The following is a 22075-nucleotide window of genomic DNA, read 5'->3' on the forward strand; positions in this document are numbered from 1 at the left end:
CTGAATTCTCTCCCCTCAAACTAGTCCCCAATCAACAAAATTAGCACTTTACAACGAATTGTAATTATCCTTTTTAAAAAGATAAAAAGCTAAACTTCCTCGTCTTGCTTTAAAAGACCCTTCGATAGTCCCTTCATAATTCTCCCTCCCCTGAAAAGTATAAATCGTCTGCCTTTTGCTATTTACGCATTTCAGATGCCAGATTCTGGTTTGTGTATTAAAGTCGCCGTCCATAATAAAGGTATTACCCGATGCCGCTTCATAACAAGTTCCTTTTACTAAAATAATATTATTTGATGAATTGGATTTTAAATCATCTACCACAGAAGGATTCAAAACAACCTTAATATAAGATCGACCCTTTATTTCTCCTATGTAATTGAGAGAAGTGTTCCTTTTTATAGGCGTGTTATTATCCAGAATGATAACATCTTGTTGCGGATTAGCCGTATTTTGCGCGATAACCAATTGTTTTCCAGACAGCAGCAATGCTATTATAAGTGTAAAGAATATCTTAAATAAATGGTTCAATTTAAATAAGGTTAAATAGAAATACCTATTTCTCTTTCGGACTTTCCGGAATAATCACATAAACATCCTCATTTTCTTTTTTCATGAGGTATTTTTCACGTGCGAATTTCTCAAGCATACCCTGGTCAGAAGTCAACTCACCCAACGTCTTTTTTACACGTTCAATTTCAATCGTATAAAAATCCTTTTCTTCCTGAAGTTTGCTTAATTCTGTTCTGTAGTCATACTGCGATATCAGATCATTCCGATCAAAAAATAACATCCACCCTGCAAATACTAGTGCAGAAAGAAAGTATTTATTACTGAACAGATTTAATATTCGCTTCATGACCTACAAATATAGAAACATCCCGTATGAAAACCATACGGGATGCTTAATTTATAGATTATAATTTTAAAAATCAGTACTTTACTGATTTTACTTCTTTAGAAACTTAAAGTCTCTTCCGATGAAACGTGCAGAAGCACCTAATTCTTCTTCGATACGGATCAACTGATTGTATTTTGCAATCCTGTCAGAACGTGAAGCAGAACCAGTTTTGATCTGACCACAGTTAAGTGCTACAGCAAGATCAGCAATAGTTACATCTTCAGTTTCTCCAGAACGGTGACTCATTACAGTAGTGTACCCACTATTCTGTGCCATTGTAACCGCGTTGATAGTTTCAGATAAAGAACCGATTTGATTCACCTTTACCAGGATAGAGTTAGCTACGTTAGTATCAATACCTCTTTGAAGGAATTTTACGTTAGTAACGAACAAATCATCACCTACTAACTGAATTTTCTTACCTAAAGCCTGAGTTAATTTTTCCCAACCAGCCCAATCCGTTTCAGCTAAACCATCTTCAATAGAAAGAATAGGGTATTTAGCAGCCCATTCAGCCCAGTAAGCAACCATATCGTCACTGCTGAATGTTTTACCCGGGTTTGATTTGTAAAAGCTATAAGTCTGTGTAGCTTCGTCGAACATTTCAGAACTAGCAGCATCCATAGAGATAAAGATATCTTCACCTGGTTTGTAACCTGCAGCTTCGATTGCACTAATTACAGTTTCAATAGCTTCTTCATTGCTCTGTATTTCCGGAGCGAATCCACCTTCGTCACCTACGTTAGTAGAATAACCTTTTTTCTTTAGAACTGATTTTAAAGTATGGAATACTTCAGTACCCATTCTCAACGCTTCAGAAAAAGTATCAGCACCAACCGGCATGATCATAAATTCCTGAAAATCGATCTTGTTATCAGCATGAGCACCACCATTCATGATGTTCATCATCGGAATAGGAAGTGTGTTTGCATTTACACCACCAACATAACGGTAAAGTGGTTGACGGCTTTCAATTGCTGCTGCTTTAGCCACGGCAAGAGATACACCAAGAATTGCGTTTGCACCGATAGAACCTTTATTGTCTGTTCCATCAATTTCATTCATCAATTTATCAATTACGTTTTGTTCAAAAACGTCGATACCTTGTAATTCTTTGGCTAATTTTTCATTTACATTGTTAACTGCGTTTAAAACGCCTTTACCCATGTATTTGCTTTTATCATTGTCACGTAATTCAATCGCTTCAAACTGACCAGTAGAGGCTCCTGAAGGTACCGCTGCGCGTCCCATAGCACCATTTTCAGTAATTACATCTACTTCAACTGTCGGATTACCCCTTGAGTCAAGAATCTGGCGGGCATGTACATCTAAAATTAAGCTCATTTGATTTTTTTTATAAGTTTTATTTACCTGATTTGGTTATATTGTTATCTGCGTAGCTTACGCATTAAGCTGGATTAATCGCAAAAGTAGTGTTTTTTAAAACACCGATAATAACATATATTACAAAAAATAGTGATTTTAAACAATAAAACCCGCCGATCTTACATCAGCGGGTTTTGTTATTAGCTTACCGATTTCGGAATCATCGAATCTATAAACTGATCAAACAGATAGCGTGAATCATGCGGACCAGGAGACGATTCAGGGTGATACTGTACCGAAAACGCCTTTTTACCTTTCACGCGAATTCCTTCAATTGAATTATCGTTCAGATTCAAATGGGTGATCTCTACCAAATCCGAATTGCGAACATCTTCCTGAACCACACCGAATCCATGATTCTGTGAAGTTACTTCGCAATGATCAATAATAATATTTTTAACCGGATGATTTAAACCACGGTGACCATTAAACATTTTCATTGTGCGGATGTCATTAGCAAGTGCCAGTAACTGATGTCCCAGACAAATACCAAATAAAGGCTTATCAGCCGACAATGCTTTTTTAACCGTTTCTATGGCATAAGGCATAGAAGAAGGATCGCCGGGGCCATTAGAGATAAAATATCCGTCCGGTGCCCATTTTTCCATTTCTTCAAAAGAAGTCTTTGCCGGAAATACTTTAGCATATACATCACGATGATCAAAGTTGCGCAGAATATTCTTTTTAACACCCAGATCAAGAACAGCCACGCGATGTTTGGCCCCTTCATTTCCGTAGTAATACGGCTCTTTCGTACTTACCAGCGAAGCAAGCTCCAACCCATCCATTGATGGAATCGCTGCAAGCATCTTTTTTAGTTCTTCAATGTCCAGCACTTCTGATGATATGATCGCATTCATTGCTCCTTTATCACGAATGTGACGAACCAATGAACGGGTATCCACATCTGAAATACCTACAACATTCTCTTCCTGAAAATAATCCTGAATAGACTTGTCCGATTGTTTCCGGCTGTAAGCGATATTGAAATTCTTACAAACCAATCCAGCAATCTTGATATCACCCGATTCAATTTCTTCCGAATTTACTCCATAATTTCCAATATGGGCATTGGTCGTAACCATTATCTGGCCGAAGTAGGAAGGATCCGTAAAGATTTCCTGATAACCGGTCATACCTGTATTAAAACAAATCTCCCCGGTAGTTGTCCCAATCTTTCCGGCAGCCTTTCCGTGGTATACCGTTCCATCCTCTAAAAGGAGCACAGCAGGTAGTTTGATGTAGTTGATCATGTCAGTTAATATCGTATAAATTTATTTGTTGCTTTTCGTTTAATATCGCATTCGTCCATTCATAATAGAGATTCTCTGCACCGGGGCCGTAAGCAAGAATAAAATCTTTCTCTGCATATCCCTGATTTAGTAAATCGGTAAAAAAATGAAAAAGCTTAAAACTCCCGAAAGATTTTCCGGATTCAGAGTACAACATACTGAAGTAGGTCACTTCAATTTTCACAGGGGTCAAAGGTATAAATTAATTGACAATTAATCCACTATACTTTTCTACATTTGCGCATATTAGTAATTCAGACAAAACGATGTCAGTGCATTCACAGATAAAACGTATTACCACCAATACCCTTCATGAGATGAAATCAAGGGGCGAAAAGATCAGCATGCTTACTGCTTATGATTATTCCATGGCCAAGGTTGTGGATGAAGCAGGCATAGATGTGATCCTCGTAGGCGACTCCGCTTCTAACGTAATGGCCGGACATGAGACCACATTGCCAATCACCCTTGATCAAATGATTTATCATGCCGCTTCTGTCGTGCGGGCAGCATCACGTTGTCTGGTGGTAGTCGATCTTCCTTTTGGAACCTACCAGGGCAACTCCAAAGAGGCCCTTCATTCTGCCATTCGCATTATGAAGGAATCGGGTGCACATGCGGTCAAACTCGAAGGTGGCGAAGAGATAAAAGAATCAGTAGAGCGCATTATCACTGCCGGAATTCCGGTCATGGGTCACCTTGGACTCACTCCCCAATCCATTCATAAATTTGGCACCTACACCGTAAGAGCAAAAGAAGAAGCTGAAGCCTATAAGCTGATGAAAGATATTCAGGTCTTACAGGAATCGGGATGTTTTGCTGTCGTATTAGAAAAAATACCCGCTTCTCTGGCTGCTCAGGCAACCGAAAGCGTTAAAATTCCAACTATTGGTATTGGTGCCGGAAATGCATGCGATGGACAGGTGCTCGTTATCCATGACATGTTAGGACTAAACAAGGGTTTTAAACCCCGTTTTCTCCGTCAATATGCCAATCTTTACGAGGTAATGAATGGTGCGGTAAAGGCGTATATTAGTGATGTGAAATCGAATGACTTTCCCAACGAGAAAGAGCAATATTAAGGTAACAAATGGGTAAAACTGATAATTTATATATCAATCATGATATCACAGAGAAGGATATCTTATTTGAAGATAACCATCTTGTTGCGGTGAATAAAAGGGCAGGCGATATTGTTCAGGTAGATGATACCGGCGACGAATCTCTGGATGAAAAGGTTGCAAAATACATTGCCATCAAATACCATAAGCCTAACAAGGCTTTTTTAGGGGTTGTGCACCGGCTGGACAGGCCCGTAAGCGGAGTGATTCTATTTGCACGAACCAGTAAAGCGCTCGAGCGGGTAAATGCCTTGTTCAAGTCCCGACTGATGAACAAAACCTACCTTGCCGTTGTACGCAACAGACCGGTTCCCGAGTCAGGCAACCTAGTACACTGGCTCATTAAAAACCCACAAAAAAACGTTACTAAAGCCTATAATGAAGAAGTTCCGGGGAGTCTCCGGTCTGAACTCAACTACAAGCTTATTGGCGAAATGGGAGGATATTATTTAATCGAAGTAGACCCTCTAACAGGTCGCCCACACCAAATCAGAGTACAATTATCCACCCTGGACTGTCCAATTGTAGGCGACAATAAATATGGCTATCCCCGAGGAAGCTTACGCAAAACCATTGCCCTGCATGCCCGTCGCCTCCAGTTTATTCACCCTGTAAAAAACGAGCCTGTAGATATTCTTGCCCCTTTACCGCACGATGGTTTTTGGGAAAAATTCGAGCACCTAATTTAAACTTTAGGAATAAACTTCAAAAACAGCTATCTTACCGACTTGAACCTGATTCTATGTACAAGTCACTGGTTAAATCATTCTTTACCTGGTATATCAGCTCGATCATTAAAAAAGATTTTTCAAAGTTTTCCTATAATCGGGAAACCTTTCAAAAAGATCGTTCTATTTTGCTGTTGGCTAATCATTTTTCCTGGTGGGATGGGTTTATGATGTATCAGGTTAACCGGATCCATTACCGGAAAAACTTTTATGTCATGGTTACCGAGGAGAACTACAAAAAGGTATGGTTCTTGAAGTATTTGGGGGCCTTTCCTGTGAAAAAACATTCCCGCAGTATGGTTCGTTCATTGGAGTATGCCGGTCAGCTGCTCAATGATCCCAATAATCTGGTTCTTATCTTTCCACAAGGCAAATTACATTCAGGTACCGTCAAGGAAGTGATCTTTGAAAAAGGGCTGATGAACCTGATAAATTCATCAAACAAAAATTTTCAATACGTTTTTTCAGCTTCCTTCGTTGATTACTTTGAGAATCGTAAACCAACTATAACTAGTTATCTGCAAAATTGGGAAGGAGCAGAGTTTACAAGTCTGCAATTAATTAAAAGCGCCTATAATAAACATTATGAACACTCGCGGCAAGTGCAAAGCCGTATTATCGTTTAATCAATGCTTGTTTTCTATATAATTTTTTTCTTCTTAATTATACGATTCGCAGTTACCCTGTTTAATTTTATCTCTAACCCTAAACTGCCGTCATCATCAAGAAAATACACCGATCTGGTGTCTATATTGATACCTGCGCGCAATGAGGAAGGTCGCATTGAATCTTTACTTCAATCCATCAGTGATCAGTCCTATCAAAATCTCGAAGTTTTAATACTTGATGATCAGTCAACTGACGCCACTTTTAATATATGTACGGCATATGCCCAGCAAGACGATCGTTTTAAAGTATTCAAGGGAAATAAACTACCTGAAGGATGGTTGGGGAAAAATTATGCCTGTCACCAGCTCGGAAAATTGGCCGAAGGGAAATATTTTCTCTTCATTGATGCCGACACGCAAATCAAGGAAGGGCTGATAAATAGTGTAATCCATCGGATGAAGGCAGGAAAGCTCGCCCTTTTAAGTCTGTTTACCAACCAGATTATGGGAAGTATCGGCGAAAGGATGGTTGTTCCTCTCATGCACTTCATTTTGCTCAATCTTCTCCCATTACGATTGGTGCGAATTTCTAAAAACCCTGCTTTTGCAGCAGCAAGTGGTCAGTTTATGCTGTTTGACAGTGCTTTATACCATCACCATTCCTGGCATGCCCAAGTGAAAGACAAAGTGCTGGAAGATATTGAACTGATTAAATTGATTAAAACGTACCGGTACAATGCCGAGGCACTACTGGCAAATGGATATATTTCATGTCGTATGTATAAGAGCTATGAAGAGGGGGTGAATGGATTCAGCAAAAATTTGTTGGCAGGCTTCAATAAAAATATCGGAGGATTGATTTGTTATTTGATGTTGGTAATGATTGGTCCACTGTTCATTGCCTCCTACCTCCCTGTATCCTTATTTATGTTTGCCATGACGCTAATCATCTTAAGTCGTATTATGATCTCCTTATTAAGCGGACAGCATGTGTTGTGGAACGTGTTGCTCCATCCCTTTCAAATGGCTACACTGCTTTTCATCGCCATTCTCTCTGTGCAGAAATACCTCAGCAAAACAATAACATGGAAGGGGAGGGCTATTAAACAATGAAAACAACACAACGAATTTGTGCCTGGTTAGTTGTACTGTTTTTTACAGTAGGGCTTGGTGGGTTTCTTTACGCCCCCTTGATTGATTTATTTAAAGCATTGGTGCCTTATCATTTATTGCTCATGTTGGTGCTGATGATCATCAGTCAGCCTGGAAAGAAAGAACACTTTTGGCTATTTTTTCTACTGATATATATGGCCGGTTTTATGATCGAGTTAATTGGAACACGAACCGGATTGGTTTTTGGAAGATATCATTACGGATCTACATTAGGGATAAAATTAGTCGGTACACCTCTCATGATTGGTGTAAACTGGATTTTGGTTATATATTCTGCAGGTATGCTATTGTCGGCACTCCGTATTCGGAATTTCTATCTTTTTTTATTAATCGGAGCTTCATTGGTTACCCTGCTCGATTATCTAATTGAGCCTGTTGCCATTCAATTTGATTACTGGAGCTGGGATTCTGCTGTTATTCCTATGCAAAACTATGTTGTATGGTTTGTTTTCTCTGCGCTATTGTTGGGCTTGTTTTATAAAATGGACTTTAGAAAGCAGAATGTGGCTGCTGCTACTTTGTTTATCATGCAGTTTGTTTTCTTTCTTGTGCTACGGGTTTTGGGGTAAAGAAAATGAATTGTATCGGTTAGTTTAAATTTCCCTTTTTTTAATGACATCAGTACTATTGCTTGGGAACCAAGTAGGAGGCAGCTTGGTAAAACCATAGATGCTTGGTTTCAGCTCACTCGCACTTTGCAGCTTTGGGTTCCCTTAAAACAACGTTTTAGGCGAGCGTGCAGCGAAGCGATAAGGAGCGAGCAGCGGTTCACCTATATAGCTGACTCCTGGCCGGGATATAGATGGTTCCATTGTTATAATATGAAAGTTATATTAATTAAATTCCAACTTATATTTATGGGGTATTCAGGTATATTTAACGTTAATTTGTCCTAAATGATTAAAATAATAAATTATAAAATCAGTTCACTATTGGTCAATAAAATTTGTCAATTCTAATAAGACTTGATTATCAATCATTTCTATTGATTTTTGAAGGGCAATATTCAAATTATCTAAAGAGGATAATGTTGTGTTCAAATCACAATTATTTAGCGCAATGTGTGCATGTGGTAAAGGATGTTCTGCAGATTTGATATGTAGGTGTGGGCTTTGTTTATATTTCGCATGCTCCGCGTCATCCGGTTCACTTACATCACAATGCAAAAGGATATATTCTTCTTCTTCAAATTTAGTTTGTTTAGTTTTATAGATATGAAGATATGCCCTTTCAAGGAAATAGATATCATTTTCTAAAGGAATCCATTTTTCATAGTACATCGCATGAAATTGCGATACGTAGGTTTTAAAGCGCCATGTAGTAAATTCGTTTCCAGTTTCTACAGAATCAGAAACTGAAATCACAAAAGCTCTTCCTCCAATGGATCTGTTATTGCAAAAAATTTTATTCCCTCTGCTAGCAACTCCTTTTAGTAGATTTATTATTTGACTACCTCTCAAAGCATTTAAATCATTAATCGAACTAGTTATCCTTGGTGTATGAGCCATATTATATGCCTAGAATGCTTTTGTCATCCTTATTTAACCCATATAGATCACACATAATATTATCTATCTCATTTTCAATAGTCAAGCTATCTAATCCAACAGAACTTAATCTTTTTTTCACAAGAGAAAGGAGCTTTTTCATTGTATTAGGTGCTACGGATGCTGGGTCAGGAACAGGGGTCATTTGCAAAGTTTTAACTTCTACCATTGTATATCCTTTTTTATATATATGTGAGTGATTAGAAATATACCAATAGCAAGGTGTAGAATTTAATACAGCCAAAAAGAAATGTAATAAATCATCTTCTGCAACATTATCTGATTTCGGTATTAAATAAGGTGATCGAGAAACTGCAAACTTTCCAGTACTATCAAATGAAAACTTAGGTGTAATAGTTAAATGTGGCGTGATAATTTTTGATCGTAGTATATGTTCTGGTTGCCTAGTTCTAAGTGGCCGCCACCAATTTTCATTTTGGAAAGATTTTTTTGATTGTAATTTATCCTTATTATCCATTAAATATTTAAAAGTAATGGGGTAATTGTCTTCAATTTCATTTAATTCAAGTTTTATATCTTCAGAAAAAGGGTGAAATAAATACTTATCTACGCTATCCGGCAAAGAATAGCGCATCATTTTTTTATCTTGAAGATATCTCACATATATTTCTTCTTCGCCTTCAGGAATAGCTTCTTTATCTATGATAAAGATATCATCGTTACCAGTTACAAAGCCTTGTCTAACGTTTAGAAAATGAGAAAGAGGTTTAAATTTTTTAAATTTTGATTCAATTAGTATCTCACTGTTTGGAAGTATGTGCCATTCCTTATTTTTAAACAAATCTTGATTTACTTCATAAATACTATAGTAGTCTGTTTCGCTAAAATTACGCCTTAGTACATCTTGCAAAGCCTTGCCAACAAAATCTCGACATTTTACGATTGTAGCATTAGGTTGCACTATTTGGTTTTGTGTTTTCTTTTGAAAGATGAGTAATACAACGTATATACCTGTGTTTTCAAAAACAGGTATAGCTGAAAGATCTGCTATGCACTTAATCCAGCTGTTCTTGGAAAGCTCTTCTCGCATCATGGCTCCACTAGAAGATATCAGAAAACTATGCGGTAATACATAAAGTCCGTATCCACCTGGACGTAATAATTCTAATCCAACTTTAATAAAAGCAATAAAGCTATCTATTCTCCCTTTTGCTCCTAAACCCATAAATTCAGAAATACGCTTTCTCATATCTTCTGTCTGCCCTGTTGTAGAAATAAAAGGAGGATTTGAAATTACAGCATCATAAGATTCTTTTTGTTCAGGATTTTTAGAAAGATACTCTAGAGTTTCTACAGATAAAATATTTAATTTTTTAGGAAATTCATTTGTTAATACAAGTTGTAATAATGCTAAAGAGAGTTCAGCGGCTTTACAAGCATTAGGGTCAATATCAAGCCCCAAAACATCTTGAAATGCTTGTGTGATTAGCTCATTCGAAATTCCTTCCTGTCTCGGATCACATTTTAGTTCTAATAGAGATCGTAAAAATATTCCGGAACCAACAGCAGGTTCTGCAACTTTGATTTTTTTAAATTCAAAAGGTGATAAATTTTCTTTTAAATACTTTGCAAAAAAGCGAGCTATATATTGTGGAGTATAAATAGCTCCATAAGCTTTATTTATCTCTTCTGTAGGTAAAGAAGGGAAAATTGTAAGCTGAGAAGTTAGTTCAAGTTTTAATAATGATACATATTTTTCATAAATACGGCTAAGAGCATGCATTGACATTATAGAAAAATCATATTTAAAAAATGAGTTATGACGGTTTGTATAGAAGTCATTAAGTAAATATGAAAAGCTTTGCTTATTAATGGCATTAAAAACTTTTAATCCTTCAAAATCTATTAGGTAGTCGGGAATATTTTCTTTATTAAGAGTTCTAAGAGTTGTTTTAAATACATCTGCGATGAAATTTTCTGAATCAATACAAGTTTTCCATGATTCTAAAAGGAGTTTAGAATTTTCGAAACCATTATATCTGGATAAATTGTCCTCTAAAGCTCTAATGAAAATAATTGAATTAAATAATAATGATAAAGATTCATTGGATATTTCATTGTTTAACTCTGCTGATATATTACGTTTCCAATATGATATAGTATTAATAAGCGAATCGTCTAATGCCGGAATATTAGGGCTTGGTCGTTGCCCAATAATCTTTTCGAAGGCTTCACTTCTTAACTTATCATATTGATCTCTCTTAAAGTCATGCTCAGTAACAATATTATCAATTGGATTGAACCTATTGTAGATGTACAAAACTCGGTTTTGCTCAACATGAATATGCCAATCGACCATGTTGTTATAGGAGATATTTAACAATTCTCTTCTATTATTCTCTGTCAATTCAGAATACGAAGTTTTTAAAAAAGTAATAATAGCAGTATTTTCTAATCCGTGCTCAACTACTAAATGAATATTTACATAATCGGCCTCATTGGAAGGTGAAAGGTAATAGCTAGGTGTCCAGCCTAATTCCGTAGCAAATCTTTGAACTAGTACGGACTTGTCTTCGGTTGTTGGGGCATCAGTTGTAAGACCAGAAATTATATTATAAAGGGAAAACATAATAATATTAATAAATTAGGCTAAAAATATTAGCGAATATAAGTTATTAGATAGTCAAGTATGGAGTTTATTTATGATTTTCGCTTTCTTTCTTATTATCTATATTTGTAGACTATCAGGATTATTGAAGTTGGGAAATCTAATAACATTACTGATATTTTTTAACTTTTTAAATATTAAAGTGATTTATGAAGCTTAAATGATTTGATTTCAGAGTAACAAACGCATTACTGCACTGCAAGAGGCAGGTATGAGAGCAAAGGGAAATACATAATTGAGTGATTATAAACAGCTGTTGAGCTTTTTGTAAAGACAGGAATTTATTATCCGGAGCATGAATTAAATTATGAACTGTCCCTTGTTGCTAAAGATGTGTTTGAGTGAAACCACATGCAGGTACTCAATAAAAAAAGCCTTCAAAGTCATTGACTTTGAAGGCTTTTTTTATTTGTGAATCTTATATTGAAAAATTCCAACCATTTCCTTCATAATTTGAAAGAACTGTTGGGTTGAATGCAGATCTATTTTCCTTTCAGCTTGTCAGCGAAAAGTTTCATATAGAACCCACCAACCACACTTCTTGCTTTAAAGTTATCACGTATCCCTGTATTGGAATCGTAGAAATCGTTTAATGGAACGCGTGATTCCGTTTCGATGGCGTGCCTGTAAATTGGTTTTACAATTGCATCAAACTCTTCCTGCGTTGGAGCAAAAGTTGCTGTCCACAAGTTCCAGTCGTTTTTTGTATAAGCCTTTCTGCTGTCCAGAGGTATACCGAATTTGGCCTGTTTTTCTAGATAGTATTTAATTTCCGTATCATAGATCTTCTGCGGAAACAAGTTCAAGTCTAAAACTTTATCCCAGACCAGATTATACTTCTGGCTCCAGGTGTTCTTATCGTCAAAAGTAAGTGCATAGTGATCGCCTGCGTCAGCCATTTCTATCCACTTAGGTACCATACTTTCAGCTATAGCTCTGTATTTTTTAGCGGTTTCAGTATAACCTAAGGTCTCTGCCATTTGCGCATAGCAAGCGATGCCAACAATGGCCTTTATAGACAAGTTCGCATTTCTTGCAAGGTGACCTGCAAAATCATCGGTACACAACTGTTTTTTGGGATCCAGCCCCTCTTTTGTTAGGTAATCTGTCCAGATTGTCAGGGTTTTCCAATGCTTTTTCGCATAGTTTGCATTTCCTTGAGCCTTAGCAATCGCTGCTGTAAGGATGACCATGTTGCCTGATTCCTCTACAGGCATTGGCTCCCCGTAATTTAGGCCATTAGCTAGTGGATATGTTCCTAAATCATGCGCGGCCCATGGGTGCGGATACTTGCCGCTTTCACTGAAATAAAAAATACCATTTAACATACCTTGCATCAAGGCTGGGTTATAGATAAGATAGAGAGGTGCAGAAGGATAAGTAACGTCTACAGTATTGATGAAACCGCCACTGTTGTTTTCCTTAGATAACCATAAGATTTCTCCCTCAGGACTTTTTACCAGGGTATGTGCTGCGATACTCTGACGGTAGCCGAGTAAGCACAAGTGTGCATATTCTTTGCCACCAGACTTCAGTGCATCCGCATATACAGCTTTGTCGAAGGCCTTACATTTCTGCATCACCCCCTTGTATTGATTAGCAGCGTCTGTCAGCTGCCCTTCAATGGTTTGCTTACCGGAAGTATTCCACCAAGGTCTCAGGTTCTTCTTGAAATACTGAATGGAATAAATCTCGTCATAGCCTAGCTCAACAAAGTGCTCTACCGGTTTTTGGCCAACCATTCCAAAAGGGACAATTGTATTCAGCGCAAGAGATTTGCCACGGGAGACGGTAGAAGCTAAAGAACCTTTCCTGAAAGCATCAGCAGCAGTACTACCACTGGTGATGAACTGTATTGCCTTGCTGGATTTAGGTGCAGCCACATAGAAATACCCCCAATCGATGCGCATATCATCAGAAGCCTTTTGCAGGATTGGTTGTTCTGCAGTACCCGCTTTGAGGATCGACAACTGAGGCGTTGCGTATTTTTTTGCAGTAACTACCTGCGAAGGCTTGTATACCGCAATGTTTGACGAAGCGCTCAGAAAAACCTTCACTGTGTGAGTTTTTTTATCATTGGCTTGCGCTGTGTATGTGATGTAAGATACCGGGCGGGCCAGTAGTCCCAAATCATTCATGAGCAGAGGCGATGTAAAGGTCAGTTTTAAATCTACCTTACCGCAAGTAAAATCATAAATCGTCTGTGTAGCGGTTACCTCTACGTTTTTCTGTTTTGCAAGCTGAATCCTTGCCCCTTCATCCTTCTGTTTGTCTGCCAAACCAAAGTCCAGGTGACTGCCACCGGCATTATTTGACAGGTGGATAGCGATCACGTTCTGACCTATCTTCAGGTCACTCTTATGGATAGGGTAATACTGGAAAGTACTGGTCCAGCCTTCTTTTTCATATACCTTTTTGCCGTTCAGATACACTTCGATGTTGTCATCATGGTTTATCTTTAACAACAGATCATTAATACTGGCCGGATTGGCAACATTAAAAATCCTTCTTACCCAAATGTCTTTCGATTTCCAAAGTGTCTTTGCTTGTTTGGCATCATCGCCTATAGGAGCTGATCCAGATTTCCAATCGCCGGCAGTATAGCTGCTAGCCATCCAGTCTCCCTGAGGAGACGTCTCCGTGTACTTTACCGTAAAAGACGCTTCGTCTGAAGTGCCAAGTACGGTTTTATAATTTTCCTCTTCTTTGCCCATGAAGCGGTAGATGTTACCGTCTACATTGATAAGGCCCAAAAGTGAATGATCCGCGCCAGTCCAGTGGGTGGTAGTGGATGCATTGAGCTCGTCGGTATTGGACCAGATGCTAAAATTAGGATTGTGTGTGATTAGTGGATAGGAGGGGGCCTTCCTGTCCTGAGCCTGACTCTGGACGGATGCGAAAAAGCAACCCAACAAGCTTAGGTACTTTAATTTATTGAATCTTTTCATCTTTGTGTGTAGTATTTCCGTGATCTATTAATCCTGGTTATTCAGCTGGTAAAAATAGGAGGTTGAAATTTGCCGGAACTGAGTTATAGTATCAATCTTTAGCCTATCTGTCTCAATCTTTCTGTATTATCAGTATGTTTTTCCGAGATTTGGATAATTGTCTTTTGCTTTCTGGTGTTGTCTGTTTATGGTAAATAGCTTTTATAAAACCCCAAATACATGTTGTATTTTGGTCACAAAACTGTAAGTCAAACAAATAAACATCTTTTAATATCACGTATTCAATGTTCCAACAATATACATTCAACAAGCTAGCTGTCAAACAGAAACAATTTCTTATTTTTGTGTTTAATATATGATGAGCTATAATCTTCAGGTAACAATAGACGGAAATTCGGGATTTTGCTTTGGCGTAGTGTATGCTATAGACATGGCAGAAGAAATTTTGCGCGAAGACGGGTACTTATACTGCCTGGGTGATATTGTGCACAATGATGAAGAAGTGGAGAGATTAAAGGCTAAAGGGCTTAAGATCATTGCACATGAAGATCTGGAAAACCTGCAAGGTGAAAAAGTGCTGATCCGTGCACATGGGGAGGCTCCTGATACCTATCGTACTGCTCTTAAAAATAATATTACCTTAATTGATGCCTCTTGTCCGGTTGTTTTAAAACTCCAAAACAGGATTAAAACTACCCATGAAGAAAAGGAACCTATACTGATTTTTGGTAAACATGGACATGCTGAAGTGATTGGTCTTCAAGGGCAAACGAACAATGAGGCATTGGTGTTTCAAGACCTATCAGAGTTGGATCATGTTGATCTTCCTCCTAAATTTACGTTATACAGCCAAACTACAAAAAGCACCGAGAAATTTTATCAAATCAAAGAGGAACTTATAAACCGTGGGTACGATGTGAAAGCAAATGACACCATTTGCAGACAGGTATCGAACAGAAATGAGGATTTGGAAAGTTTTGTAACTAACTTTGATAAGATCATATTCGTCTCCGGCAAAAAATCATCGAATGGAAAGGTGTTATATGAAGTGTGTTTGAAATATAATCCGAATACATACTTTATATCACAAGCAGAGGATCTGGATATTGATAATTTTAGTCAGGGTGATAAAGTTGGCATCTGTGGTGCAACCTCCACACCGATGTGGCTGATGGAAAAGGTTAAAAGCACTTTAGAAAGTTTCTAATAATACATCAAATTATGCAACGTGCCTCTAATTATGGAATACTGGTTGCAGTAGTAGTGATTGCTGCCTGGTTAATTTCTTTAGTATTTTTATTGAGATGGAATTTTACATGGAGTAATCCCTTCGTGTACCTGATGGTTCTGGTGCAAATGCATTTATATACAGGTCTCTTTATTACTGCTCACGATGCGATGCATGGAACTGTGTCTTCTTCAAGTAAATTTAATACAATCATCGGTCAGATTTGCACCGCTCTTTACGCTGCTTTTTCATTTAAAAAATTGCTTAAAAAACATCATGAGCATCATCGCTATGTGCATTCCGATCAGGATCCTGACTATCATGATGGCACTTACCTGAGCTGGTATTTTAGTTTCATGAAACAGTATATGTCCGTTATGCAAATTGTGTTTATGGCCATTGCTTTTAATGTGTTAAATGTCTGGGTACCAGAGTCAAATCTGTTGTTGTTTTGGGTAGCACCAGCTTTGTTAAGTACATTGCAGCTCTTCACTTTCGGCACCTGGATTCCTCATCATGGTGATCACGACAATAAGCATCATTCCAGTACTTTAGAGAAGAATCACCTGGTTGGTTTTCTGTCCTGTTACTTTTTTGGATATCATTATGAACATCATGAATGGCCGGCAATTCCTTGGTGGAAACTTTGGCAGATGAAATAAAAATCAGTAGAATCGCTATATTTGCTTTACAAATCTTTATGAGTAAACAAGGTGTTTTATTGGTCAATCTGGGTACTCCGGATAGCCCTTCGGTAAAAGATGTACGACGATATTTGGGCGAATTCTTAATGGATGAGCGGGTGATTGACATTCCCCAATTAAATCGAACATTACTGGTTAAAGGGATTATTGTTCCTTTCAGGGGTCCTAAATCGGCTAAAATATATAAGAAGGTGTGGAGCGATAAAGGCTCTCCCTTGCTGTATTACACGCAGCTGATGACTGATCTCTTACAGGCTCAATTGGGCGGGGAGTATCAGGTAGAAATGGGGATGCGGTATCAGAATCCATCTATCCAATCGGCACTGGATAAGCTAAAAGCTGCTGATGTAAAGAGCATCCGGGTGATTCCTTTGTTTCCTCAATACGCTTCGGCTTCTACCGGATCTGTCCATCAAAAAGTGATGGAGATTGTGAGTAAATGGCAAGCCATTCCTGATATTTCGTTTCTGAATTCTTTTCATGATGAACCGGGAATGATTGATGTTTTTGCAGCAAACGCATTAAAATATCAACCTGAAGCTTTTGATCATATCCTGTTTAGCTTTCATGGTTTACCGCAACGTCAGCTAATAAAAACTGATAATTCAAAAAGTCATTGTCTGAAATCTGCAGATTGCTGTTCCTCTCTTACCGATGTGAATAAGTTTTGTTACTCGGCTCAATGCCATCATACTGCTCGGCTTCTAGCGGCTAAATTGAATATTCCGAAAGAAAAATATACGATTTCTTTCCAGTCGAGATTGGGTAAAAACCCTTGGGTTAAACCGTACACTACTGAAGTAATTAATGAGCTGGGAAAGGGTGGAACGAAAAGTCTCCTTGTTTTTAGTCCTGCTTTTGTTGCGGATTGTCTGGAAACGCTTTATGAAATTTCCGAAGAGTACTGGCTTGAATTTAAGGCGCTTGGTGGAGAGAGATTACAGTTAGTGGAAAGTTTAAACGACAATCCGGCATGGATTAATGTGTTGGAGAAGTTGGTAAAACAAGCGGTGTAAACGGGTTTTGCTTTGCCAGCTAATTGTTTCTAAGAAAAACGTGCTCATGCATGTAGGATAGAATGGTGGCTGTAGCGCCCTTTCCTTGCATGACATAGTTTTTTGCAATCATCCCACTTTGTGTTCGATAACTTTCATCCTGAAAATCTTCCATGATTGCAAGTAGTTCATTTTCTGTGTTAATGCTGAACCCTGCCTTCTTTTCAATCAGGGTACGAGCTTCAAGGAACTTCTGATAATTGGGCCCGAATAGTACGGGGATGCCAAAAGCAGCTGCTTCCAGCGTATTGTGTATGCCCACACCGAATCCTCCACCAACGTAGGCAATTTGGCCGTACTGGTAAAGAGAGGATAATATGCCTATGTTGTCGATGATCAATACCTGATCCTTTGTACTGAATATATGTGCCTGAGGGTTATTTTTTAGAGTAGAATATCTTAAAAAGCTTTCAGCTGGAAGGAGGCTTTCCAATGTTTTTATTTTTTCTGGTTTAATTTCGTGAGGAGCAATGATGAATTTCCAGTTTGGGTACTTTTTTATTACTACTACAAGCAGGTTTTCATCGGGTGACCAGGTGCTTCCGGCTACAAAAACCAAACTTTCTGAACAGAAATCTTTTACAAGAGGAAATTGTGCAGGACTGGCTGCATTTTCAGCTACACGATCAAAGCGGGTGTCGCCACCAATAGTAACCTGAGTGATGCCAATCGTTTTCAAGATTGTTACACTGGCTTGATCTTGTACGAAAAACTGAGTTACGCGATGTAAAATTGAGCGGTGCAGGCCTCCATACCACTTATAAAAAACCAGTTCTTTTCGGAACAAGGCAGAAATAACAAGGATTGGGATTTTTGCTTTAAACAGTTCGTTGTAAAAGTGATACCAATATTCATACTTGGTGAATACAGCTAGTTTAGGATTGAAAATTTCAATGAATCGTTGTGCATTCTTTTTAGTATCCAAAGGAAGGTAGTACACATAGTCCGCTAACGCATAATTCTTCCGCAACTCATATCCGGAAGGAGAAAAGAAGGTCACTACAATGGGATATTCAGGGAAATCTATTTTTGTTTTTTCGAGCACTGGTCTCCCTTGTTCGAACTCTCCTAAGGATGCAAAATGAAACCAAATATGTTGTTTTCCAGTTTTGACCTCTTCTTTCATCTTTTGAAACAAGTTTTTTCTACCTTTAAGCCAAAGTTTGGCAGTGGGGTTGAAAGCTTGTACTACACCCAGTATGAGTTTAAAAAGATGAATGCCAATATTGTATAGGAATAACATGGGATGTTCTGAGCGTTGATTTGCTGCGAAATTACTGTTTTTATTAAAGTATATCAGTAAAACGCTTGAATTGATATCGCAGACTGGAGTATTTGTTAGAATCAATGGTTTAAAGAAATAGCATTAAAAGAAGAATGGCAAGAAAACGTATTTTAATAACCGGAGCGGCCGGATTTTTAGGTTCGCATTTATGTGACAGATTTGTTCAGGAAGATTTTCACGTGATCGCAATGGATAACCTGATTACCGGTGACCTGCGAAATATTGAACATTTGTTTAAGCTGGAGAACTTTGAGTTTTATCATCATGATGTTTCCAATTATGTGCATATACCAGGACAGTTGGATTATATCCTTCACTTTGCATCGCCTGCAAGCCCAATAGACTATTTGAAAATTCCTATTCAAACGCTTAAAGTGGGTTCTTTAGGAACACATAATTTGCTTGGATTGGCTAAAGCGAAGAATGCGAGGATGCTGATTGCTTCTACATCTGAAGTATATGGTGACCCGAATTGTAATCCACAGCCTGAAGAGTATTGGGGGAATGTGAATCCAGTTGGTCCGCGTGGGGTATATGATGAAGCTAAACGCTTTCAGGAAGCTATTACAATGGCTTACCATACCTTTCATGGTGTTGAAACCCGTATTGTACGAATCTTCAATACATACGGACCCCGTATGCGCTTGAATGATGGTCGTGTATTACCTGCTTTCATCGGACAAGCTATCCGAGGAGAAGATCTTACTGTATTTGGTGATGGGTCACAAACCCGTTCATTTTGTTATGTAGATGATCTTATTGAAGGGATTTTCTGCTTGTTGTTTTCAGATTACCCTTATCCGGTAAATATTGGTAATCCGGATGAAATTACTATTCTTGAATTTGGAGAGGAGATCATTAAGCTGACGGGTACTACTCAGAAGTTGGTGTTGAGACCATTACCAACAGATGATCCAAGACAACGTCGTCCGGATATTACTAAAGCAAGGAAATTATTGAACTGGGAGCCTAAAGTATCACGTGCAGAAGGGTTAAAAATTACCTATGAATATTTTAAATCCTTACCAACGGATGTCATTGAAAAAATAGAACATAAAGATTTCACGACATATAATAAATAAACATGAGTAAGATATTAGTAACCGGTGGGACTGGCTATATTGGTTCACATACGGTTGTTGCACTTCAGCAGGCAGGTTATGAAGTGATTATTGTAGATAATCTGGATAATTCAAGTATTGGCATATTAGACCAGATTACACGCATTTCGGGTATTACACCTGAATTTCATAAGCTTGATTTGGGTGAAGAGCAATTGGTGAAAGATTTTATTGGTGCGCATCCTGAAATTACCGGTGTGATTCATTTTGCCGCACATAAAGCCGTTGGAGAATCGGTAAGCTTACCACTGAAATACTACAGGAACAACTTCTTTTCGCTCTTAAATCTGTTAACTGCATTTGCCGGTAGGGATATCAATTTTGTATTTTCTTCTTCTTGTACAGTTTACGGTCAGCCAGATGTGTTGCCAGTTACAGAAGATGCACCCATAAAAAAGGCAGAGTCGCCTTATGGCAATACGAAGCAAATCGCTGAAGAGATTTTAACTGACATATCGAAAGTAAATAAGAATTATCATATTATATCGCTTCGTTATTTTAATCCGGTTGGTGCTCACGCATCTGCGTTAATTGGGGAACTTCCTATAGGAGTGCCCCAGAACCTGGTTCCTTTTATTACACAGAGTGCAATTGGGAAACGTGGTGCTATCACGGTTTATGGTGATGATTATAATACAGCGGATGGTAGTTGCGTACGCGATTATATCCATGTAGTTGATTTAGCTAATGCTCATTTAGCTGCCTTGAAATATCAGGAAGATGGTAAAATGGCAAGTGATTACGAGGTTTTCAATGTGGGTACAGGTACTGGAAGTTCTGTATTACAAGTAATTGCTGCTTTTGAAAAGAGTACAGGTGTGAAGCTGGAGTATAAAATTGGCGTACGCAGAGGTGGTGATATTGAGCAAGTGTGGGGTGATGTTACAAAGGTAAATTCGGAGCTAGGCTGGAAAGCGGAGCTTGATTTGGATGAGATGATGCGGTCTGCATGGGCGTGGGAAAATTATATTAAAGAAAATCCGATTAAATAAAGTTTCTAACCGGAGAGAGGCATTATGTAAAGCCTGGTTCATATGAGCCAGGCTTTTTTTATATGGGTATGATATCATTGCTTATGGTACTATTCGTACCGTAATGCTTCTACCGGGTCAAGTCTCGATGCCTTCGATGCCGGATAAATACCCGATATAATTCCTACAAAAATACAGATGGCTACTCCGGTAATCATCCATAGCCAAGGGATAATGAAACTTGCACCCAATGCAAGAGCAACTACATTACCGATTAAGATTCCAAGGATGATTCCTGCAATGCCTCCAATCAGACAAATAACAATAGCTTCGTATAAAAATTGCTGACGAATCAAGGTAGGGTTCGCACCTATAGCTTTGCGAATGCCAATTTCGCGGGTGCGCTCAGTAACGGATACGAGCATGATGTTCATTAATCCGATCGATGCGCCTGCAAGTGTGACGAAAGCGATTACAATGGCTGCCATAGTGACCCATTTAATGTTTTGAAGTAAAGTTTGGACAATAGCATCACTTTTAGTGATCTCGAAATTATCTTCTTTTCCGGCTTTCAGTCCTCTGATCGTTCTAAAGAGTGAGGTAGCCTCACCAATGGTAGTTTCGCTGCTTCTGGAATCGTTACTCATCACCACAATGGTGAAACTTGGCTTGCTCATAGTCGAGATCTGACGAGCTTTTACTAAAGGCACTACGCATATTTTATCGCCACCGAAACCTGCACCTGATCCTTTTTTTGCAAATACCCCGATGATCTTATACTTATTGCTCCCCAGAAGGACGAACTTATCAACAGGATTCAGGTTTGGGAAAAGACGTGTGTTCAGTTCTTCACCAATAATGACCACATTGGTGCCATAATCAATCTCTGCTTTAGAGAAATTACGTCCTGCAGAAAGTGAATACCCGCCAGTAGTGATGTATTCTCTGTCGCCACCTATTATATTGATGTTTGGATTTGTCTTTTCACTGCCGTATTTGGCTGTTGCGCCTTGCGATGCAAAAGTATTGACGGATACAGTAGCCGGATAGTCAAATCGTTGTTTAAATGCCATAGCATCCCTGTAAGTGATAGCAGGGTGGTTTTTAGGTTGTTCACCCGGACCTCCAAAGCGAATACCACCACCTCTATTCCTTATGGTGAATGAGTTAGCTCCCATTCTGGAAAAGGTGCTGTTTAACGAACTTTTAATCGCGTCAATAGAGGTTAAAATTCCGACAAGAGCCATTAATCCGATCGCAATAATTGCAGCGGTTAATAGGGTGCGTAATTTATTGCCTTTTACAGATTGTAATGCAACTCTTACATTTTCTTTATAGTTTTTATTTACCGGCATGCTGCGCAATGGTTAACGAATGA

General features: G+C 38.4%; 20 protein-coding genes. 10 read left to right on the plus strand and 10 right to left on the minus strand.

Going from position 1 to position 22075, the window contains the following annotated elements:
* Positions 1-48: 48 nt before the first annotated feature.
* The 5 genes from BFL47_RS15765 to BFL47_RS15785 form a co-directional block, all read right to left on the minus strand.
* A complete protein-coding gene (locus BFL47_RS15765; protein ID WP_139125843.1) occupies positions 49-531 on the minus strand; it encodes a hypothetical protein in 483 nt (160 codons plus the stop codon).
* Positions 532-556: 25 nt separating this feature from the next.
* Positions 557-859, minus strand: a complete 303-nt coding sequence (locus tag BFL47_RS15770) for an FtsB family cell division protein (protein WP_069660758.1) — start codon at positions 857-859, stop codon at positions 557-559.
* A 90-nt stretch (positions 860-949) separates the two neighbouring features.
* Positions 950-2245, minus strand: a complete 1296-nt coding sequence (eno, locus tag BFL47_RS15775; RefSeq protein WP_069660759.1) for a phosphopyruvate hydratase — start codon at positions 2243-2245, stop codon at positions 950-952.
* A gap of 182 nt (positions 2246-2427) precedes the next feature.
* On the minus strand, positions 2428-3540 hold the full coding sequence (carA, locus tag BFL47_RS15780) for a glutamine-hydrolyzing carbamoyl-phosphate synthase small subunit (protein ID WP_069660760.1): 1113 nt from the start codon (positions 3538-3540) through the stop codon (positions 2428-2430).
* 1 nt (position 3541) lies between these two features.
* Positions 3542-3772 (minus strand): hypothetical protein, encoded by a 231-nt coding sequence (locus tag BFL47_RS15785; protein ID WP_170827336.1) that lies wholly within the window; start codon positions 3770-3772, stop codon positions 3542-3544.
* Positions 3773-3845: 73 nt separating this feature from the next.
* On the opposite strand from BFL47_RS15785, the gene panB reads away from it, so the two are divergent.
* The 5 genes from panB (at position 3846) to BFL47_RS15810 (ending at position 7778) form a co-directional block, all read left to right on the plus strand.
* Positions 3846-4661: a 3-methyl-2-oxobutanoate hydroxymethyltransferase gene (gene panB / locus BFL47_RS15790; protein ID WP_069660762.1), complete on the plus strand. Its 816-nt coding sequence runs from the start codon at positions 3846-3848 to the stop codon at positions 4659-4661.
* 8 nt (positions 4662-4669) lie between these two features.
* On the plus strand, positions 4670-5389 hold the full coding sequence (locus tag BFL47_RS15795) for an RluA family pseudouridine synthase (RefSeq protein WP_069660763.1): 720 nt from the start codon (positions 4670-4672) through the stop codon (positions 5387-5389).
* A 53-nt stretch (positions 5390-5442) separates the two neighbouring features.
* Positions 5443-6054, plus strand: a complete 612-nt coding sequence (locus BFL47_RS15800; protein ID WP_069660784.1) for a lysophospholipid acyltransferase family protein — start codon at positions 5443-5445, stop codon at positions 6052-6054.
* 117 nt (positions 6055-6171) lie between these two features.
* Entirely contained in the window at positions 6172-7149 is a 978-nt protein-coding gene (locus BFL47_RS15805; protein WP_245681389.1) for a glycosyltransferase, read from the plus strand.
* Positions 7146-7778 carry a carotenoid biosynthesis protein gene (locus BFL47_RS15810; RefSeq protein ID WP_245681390.1) on the plus strand — a complete coding sequence of 211 codons (633 nt, stop codon included), beginning with the start codon at positions 7146-7148 and terminating at the stop codon, positions 7776-7778. Before BFL47_RS15805 ends, BFL47_RS15810 begins: the two co-directional genes overlap by 4 nt.
* Before the next feature lie 360 nt (positions 7779-8138).
* Here the strand turns inward: BFL47_RS15810 and BFL47_RS15815 are convergent, their stop codons facing one another.
* The 3 genes from BFL47_RS15815 to BFL47_RS15825 form a co-directional block, all read right to left on the minus strand.
* Positions 8139-8717 carry a hypothetical protein gene (locus BFL47_RS15815; protein WP_069660765.1) on the minus strand — a complete coding sequence of 193 codons (579 nt, stop codon included), beginning with the start codon at positions 8715-8717 and terminating at the stop codon, positions 8139-8141.
* 1 nt (position 8718) lies between these two features.
* Positions 8719-11346 (minus strand): HsdM family class I SAM-dependent methyltransferase, encoded by a 2628-nt coding sequence (locus BFL47_RS15820; protein ID WP_069660766.1) that lies wholly within the window; start codon positions 11344-11346, stop codon positions 8719-8721.
* Between the two features lie 521 nt (positions 11347-11867).
* On the minus strand, positions 11868-14333 hold the full coding sequence (locus BFL47_RS15825) for a glutaminase family protein (protein WP_069660767.1): 2466 nt from the start codon (positions 14331-14333) through the stop codon (positions 11868-11870).
* A gap of 358 nt (positions 14334-14691) precedes the next feature.
* Between BFL47_RS15825 and BFL47_RS15830 the strand changes: the two genes are divergently transcribed.
* From BFL47_RS15830 to hemH, 3 genes are read left to right on the plus strand one after another with little or no spacing between them, the layout of a single operon-like run.
* Positions 14692-15540, plus strand: a complete 849-nt coding sequence (locus tag BFL47_RS15830; protein WP_069660768.1) for a 4-hydroxy-3-methylbut-2-enyl diphosphate reductase — start codon at positions 14692-14694, stop codon at positions 15538-15540.
* A gap of 14 nt (positions 15541-15554) precedes the next feature.
* Positions 15555-16223, plus strand: a complete 669-nt coding sequence (locus BFL47_RS15835; protein ID WP_069660769.1) for a fatty acid desaturase — start codon at positions 15555-15557, stop codon at positions 16221-16223.
* Between the two features lie 38 nt (positions 16224-16261).
* Entirely contained in the window at positions 16262-17281 is a 1020-nt protein-coding gene (gene hemH, locus BFL47_RS15840; RefSeq protein WP_069660770.1) for a ferrochelatase, read from the plus strand.
* 19 nt (positions 17282-17300) lie between these two features.
* Here hemH and BFL47_RS15845 read toward each other — a convergent pair whose 3' ends face one another.
* Positions 17301-18563: a 3-deoxy-D-manno-octulosonic acid transferase gene (locus BFL47_RS15845; RefSeq protein WP_069660786.1), complete on the minus strand. Its 1263-nt coding sequence runs from the start codon at positions 18561-18563 to the stop codon at positions 17301-17303.
* 134 nt (positions 18564-18697) lie between these two features.
* Between BFL47_RS15845 and BFL47_RS15850 the strand changes: the two genes are divergently transcribed.
* On the plus strand, positions 18698-19687 hold the full coding sequence (locus BFL47_RS15850; protein WP_069660771.1) for a UDP-glucuronic acid decarboxylase family protein: 990 nt from the start codon (positions 18698-18700) through the stop codon (positions 19685-19687).
* A gap of 2 nt (positions 19688-19689) precedes the next feature.
* Complete coding sequence (gene galE, locus BFL47_RS15855) at positions 19690-20718, plus strand: UDP-glucose 4-epimerase GalE (protein ID WP_069660772.1); 1029 nt, start codon at positions 19690-19692, stop codon at positions 20716-20718.
* 89 nt (positions 20719-20807) lie between these two features.
* Here the strand turns inward: galE and BFL47_RS15860 are convergent, their stop codons facing one another.
* Positions 20808-22052 carry an ABC transporter permease gene (locus BFL47_RS15860; RefSeq protein WP_069660773.1) on the minus strand — a complete coding sequence of 415 codons (1245 nt, stop codon included), beginning with the start codon at positions 22050-22052 and terminating at the stop codon, positions 20808-20810.
* Positions 22053-22075: the final 23 nt, after the last annotated feature.

The sequence above is a fragment of the Arcticibacter eurypsychrophilus genome, from assembly GCF_001730525.1.
Lineage (GTDB): Bacteria > Bacteroidota > Bacteroidia > Sphingobacteriales > Sphingobacteriaceae > Arcticibacter > Arcticibacter eurypsychrophilus.

What these genes read in the sequence shown, in the direction of transcription:
- BFL47_RS15770 (WP_069660758.1), bottom strand. Translation starts at nt 859, where the DNA reads ATGAAGCGAATATTAAATCTGTTCAGTAATAAATACTTTCTTTCTGCA.
- eno (WP_069660759.1), bottom strand. Translation starts at nt 2,245, where the DNA reads ATGAGCTTAATTTTAGATGTACATGCCCGCCAGATTCTTGACTCAAGG.
- carA (WP_069660760.1), bottom strand. Translation starts at nt 3,540, where the DNA reads ATGATCAACTACATCAAACTACCTGCTGTGCTCCTTTTAGAGGATGGA.
- panB (WP_069660762.1), top strand. Translation starts at nt 3,846, where the DNA reads ATGTCAGTGCATTCACAGATAAAACGTATTACCACCAATACCCTTCAT.
- BFL47_RS15795 (WP_069660763.1), top strand. Translation starts at nt 4,670, where the DNA reads ATGGGTAAAACTGATAATTTATATATCAATCATGATATCACAGAGAAG.
- BFL47_RS15800 (WP_069660784.1), top strand. Translation starts at nt 5,443, where the DNA reads ATGTACAAGTCACTGGTTAAATCATTCTTTACCTGGTATATCAGCTCG.
- BFL47_RS15810 (WP_245681390.1), top strand. Translation starts at nt 7,146, where the DNA reads ATGAAAACAACACAACGAATTTGTGCCTGGTTAGTTGTACTGTTTTTT.
- BFL47_RS15815 (WP_069660765.1), bottom strand. Translation starts at nt 8,717, where the DNA reads ATGGCTCATACACCAAGGATAACTAGTTCGATTAATGATTTAAATGCT.
- BFL47_RS15820 (WP_069660766.1), bottom strand. Translation starts at nt 11,346, where the DNA reads ATGTTTTCCCTTTATAATATAATTTCTGGTCTTACAACTGATGCCCCA.
- BFL47_RS15825 (WP_069660767.1), bottom strand. Translation starts at nt 14,333, where the DNA reads ATGAAAAGATTCAATAAATTAAAGTACCTAAGCTTGTTGGGTTGCTTT.
- BFL47_RS15830 (WP_069660768.1), top strand. Translation starts at nt 14,692, where the DNA reads ATGAGCTATAATCTTCAGGTAACAATAGACGGAAATTCGGGATTTTGC.
- BFL47_RS15835 (WP_069660769.1), top strand. Translation starts at nt 15,555, where the DNA reads ATGCAACGTGCCTCTAATTATGGAATACTGGTTGCAGTAGTAGTGATT.
- hemH (WP_069660770.1), top strand. Translation starts at nt 16,262, where the DNA reads ATGAGTAAACAAGGTGTTTTATTGGTCAATCTGGGTACTCCGGATAGC.
- BFL47_RS15845 (WP_069660786.1), bottom strand. Translation starts at nt 18,563, where the DNA reads ATGTTATTCCTATACAATATTGGCATTCATCTTTTTAAACTCATACTG.
- BFL47_RS15850 (WP_069660771.1), top strand. Translation starts at nt 18,698, where the DNA reads ATGGCAAGAAAACGTATTTTAATAACCGGAGCGGCCGGATTTTTAGGT.
- galE (WP_069660772.1), top strand. Translation starts at nt 19,690, where the DNA reads ATGAGTAAGATATTAGTAACCGGTGGGACTGGCTATATTGGTTCACAT.
- BFL47_RS15860 (WP_069660773.1), bottom strand. Translation starts at nt 22,052, where the DNA reads ATGCCGGTAAATAAAAACTATAAAGAAAATGTAAGAGTTGCATTACAA.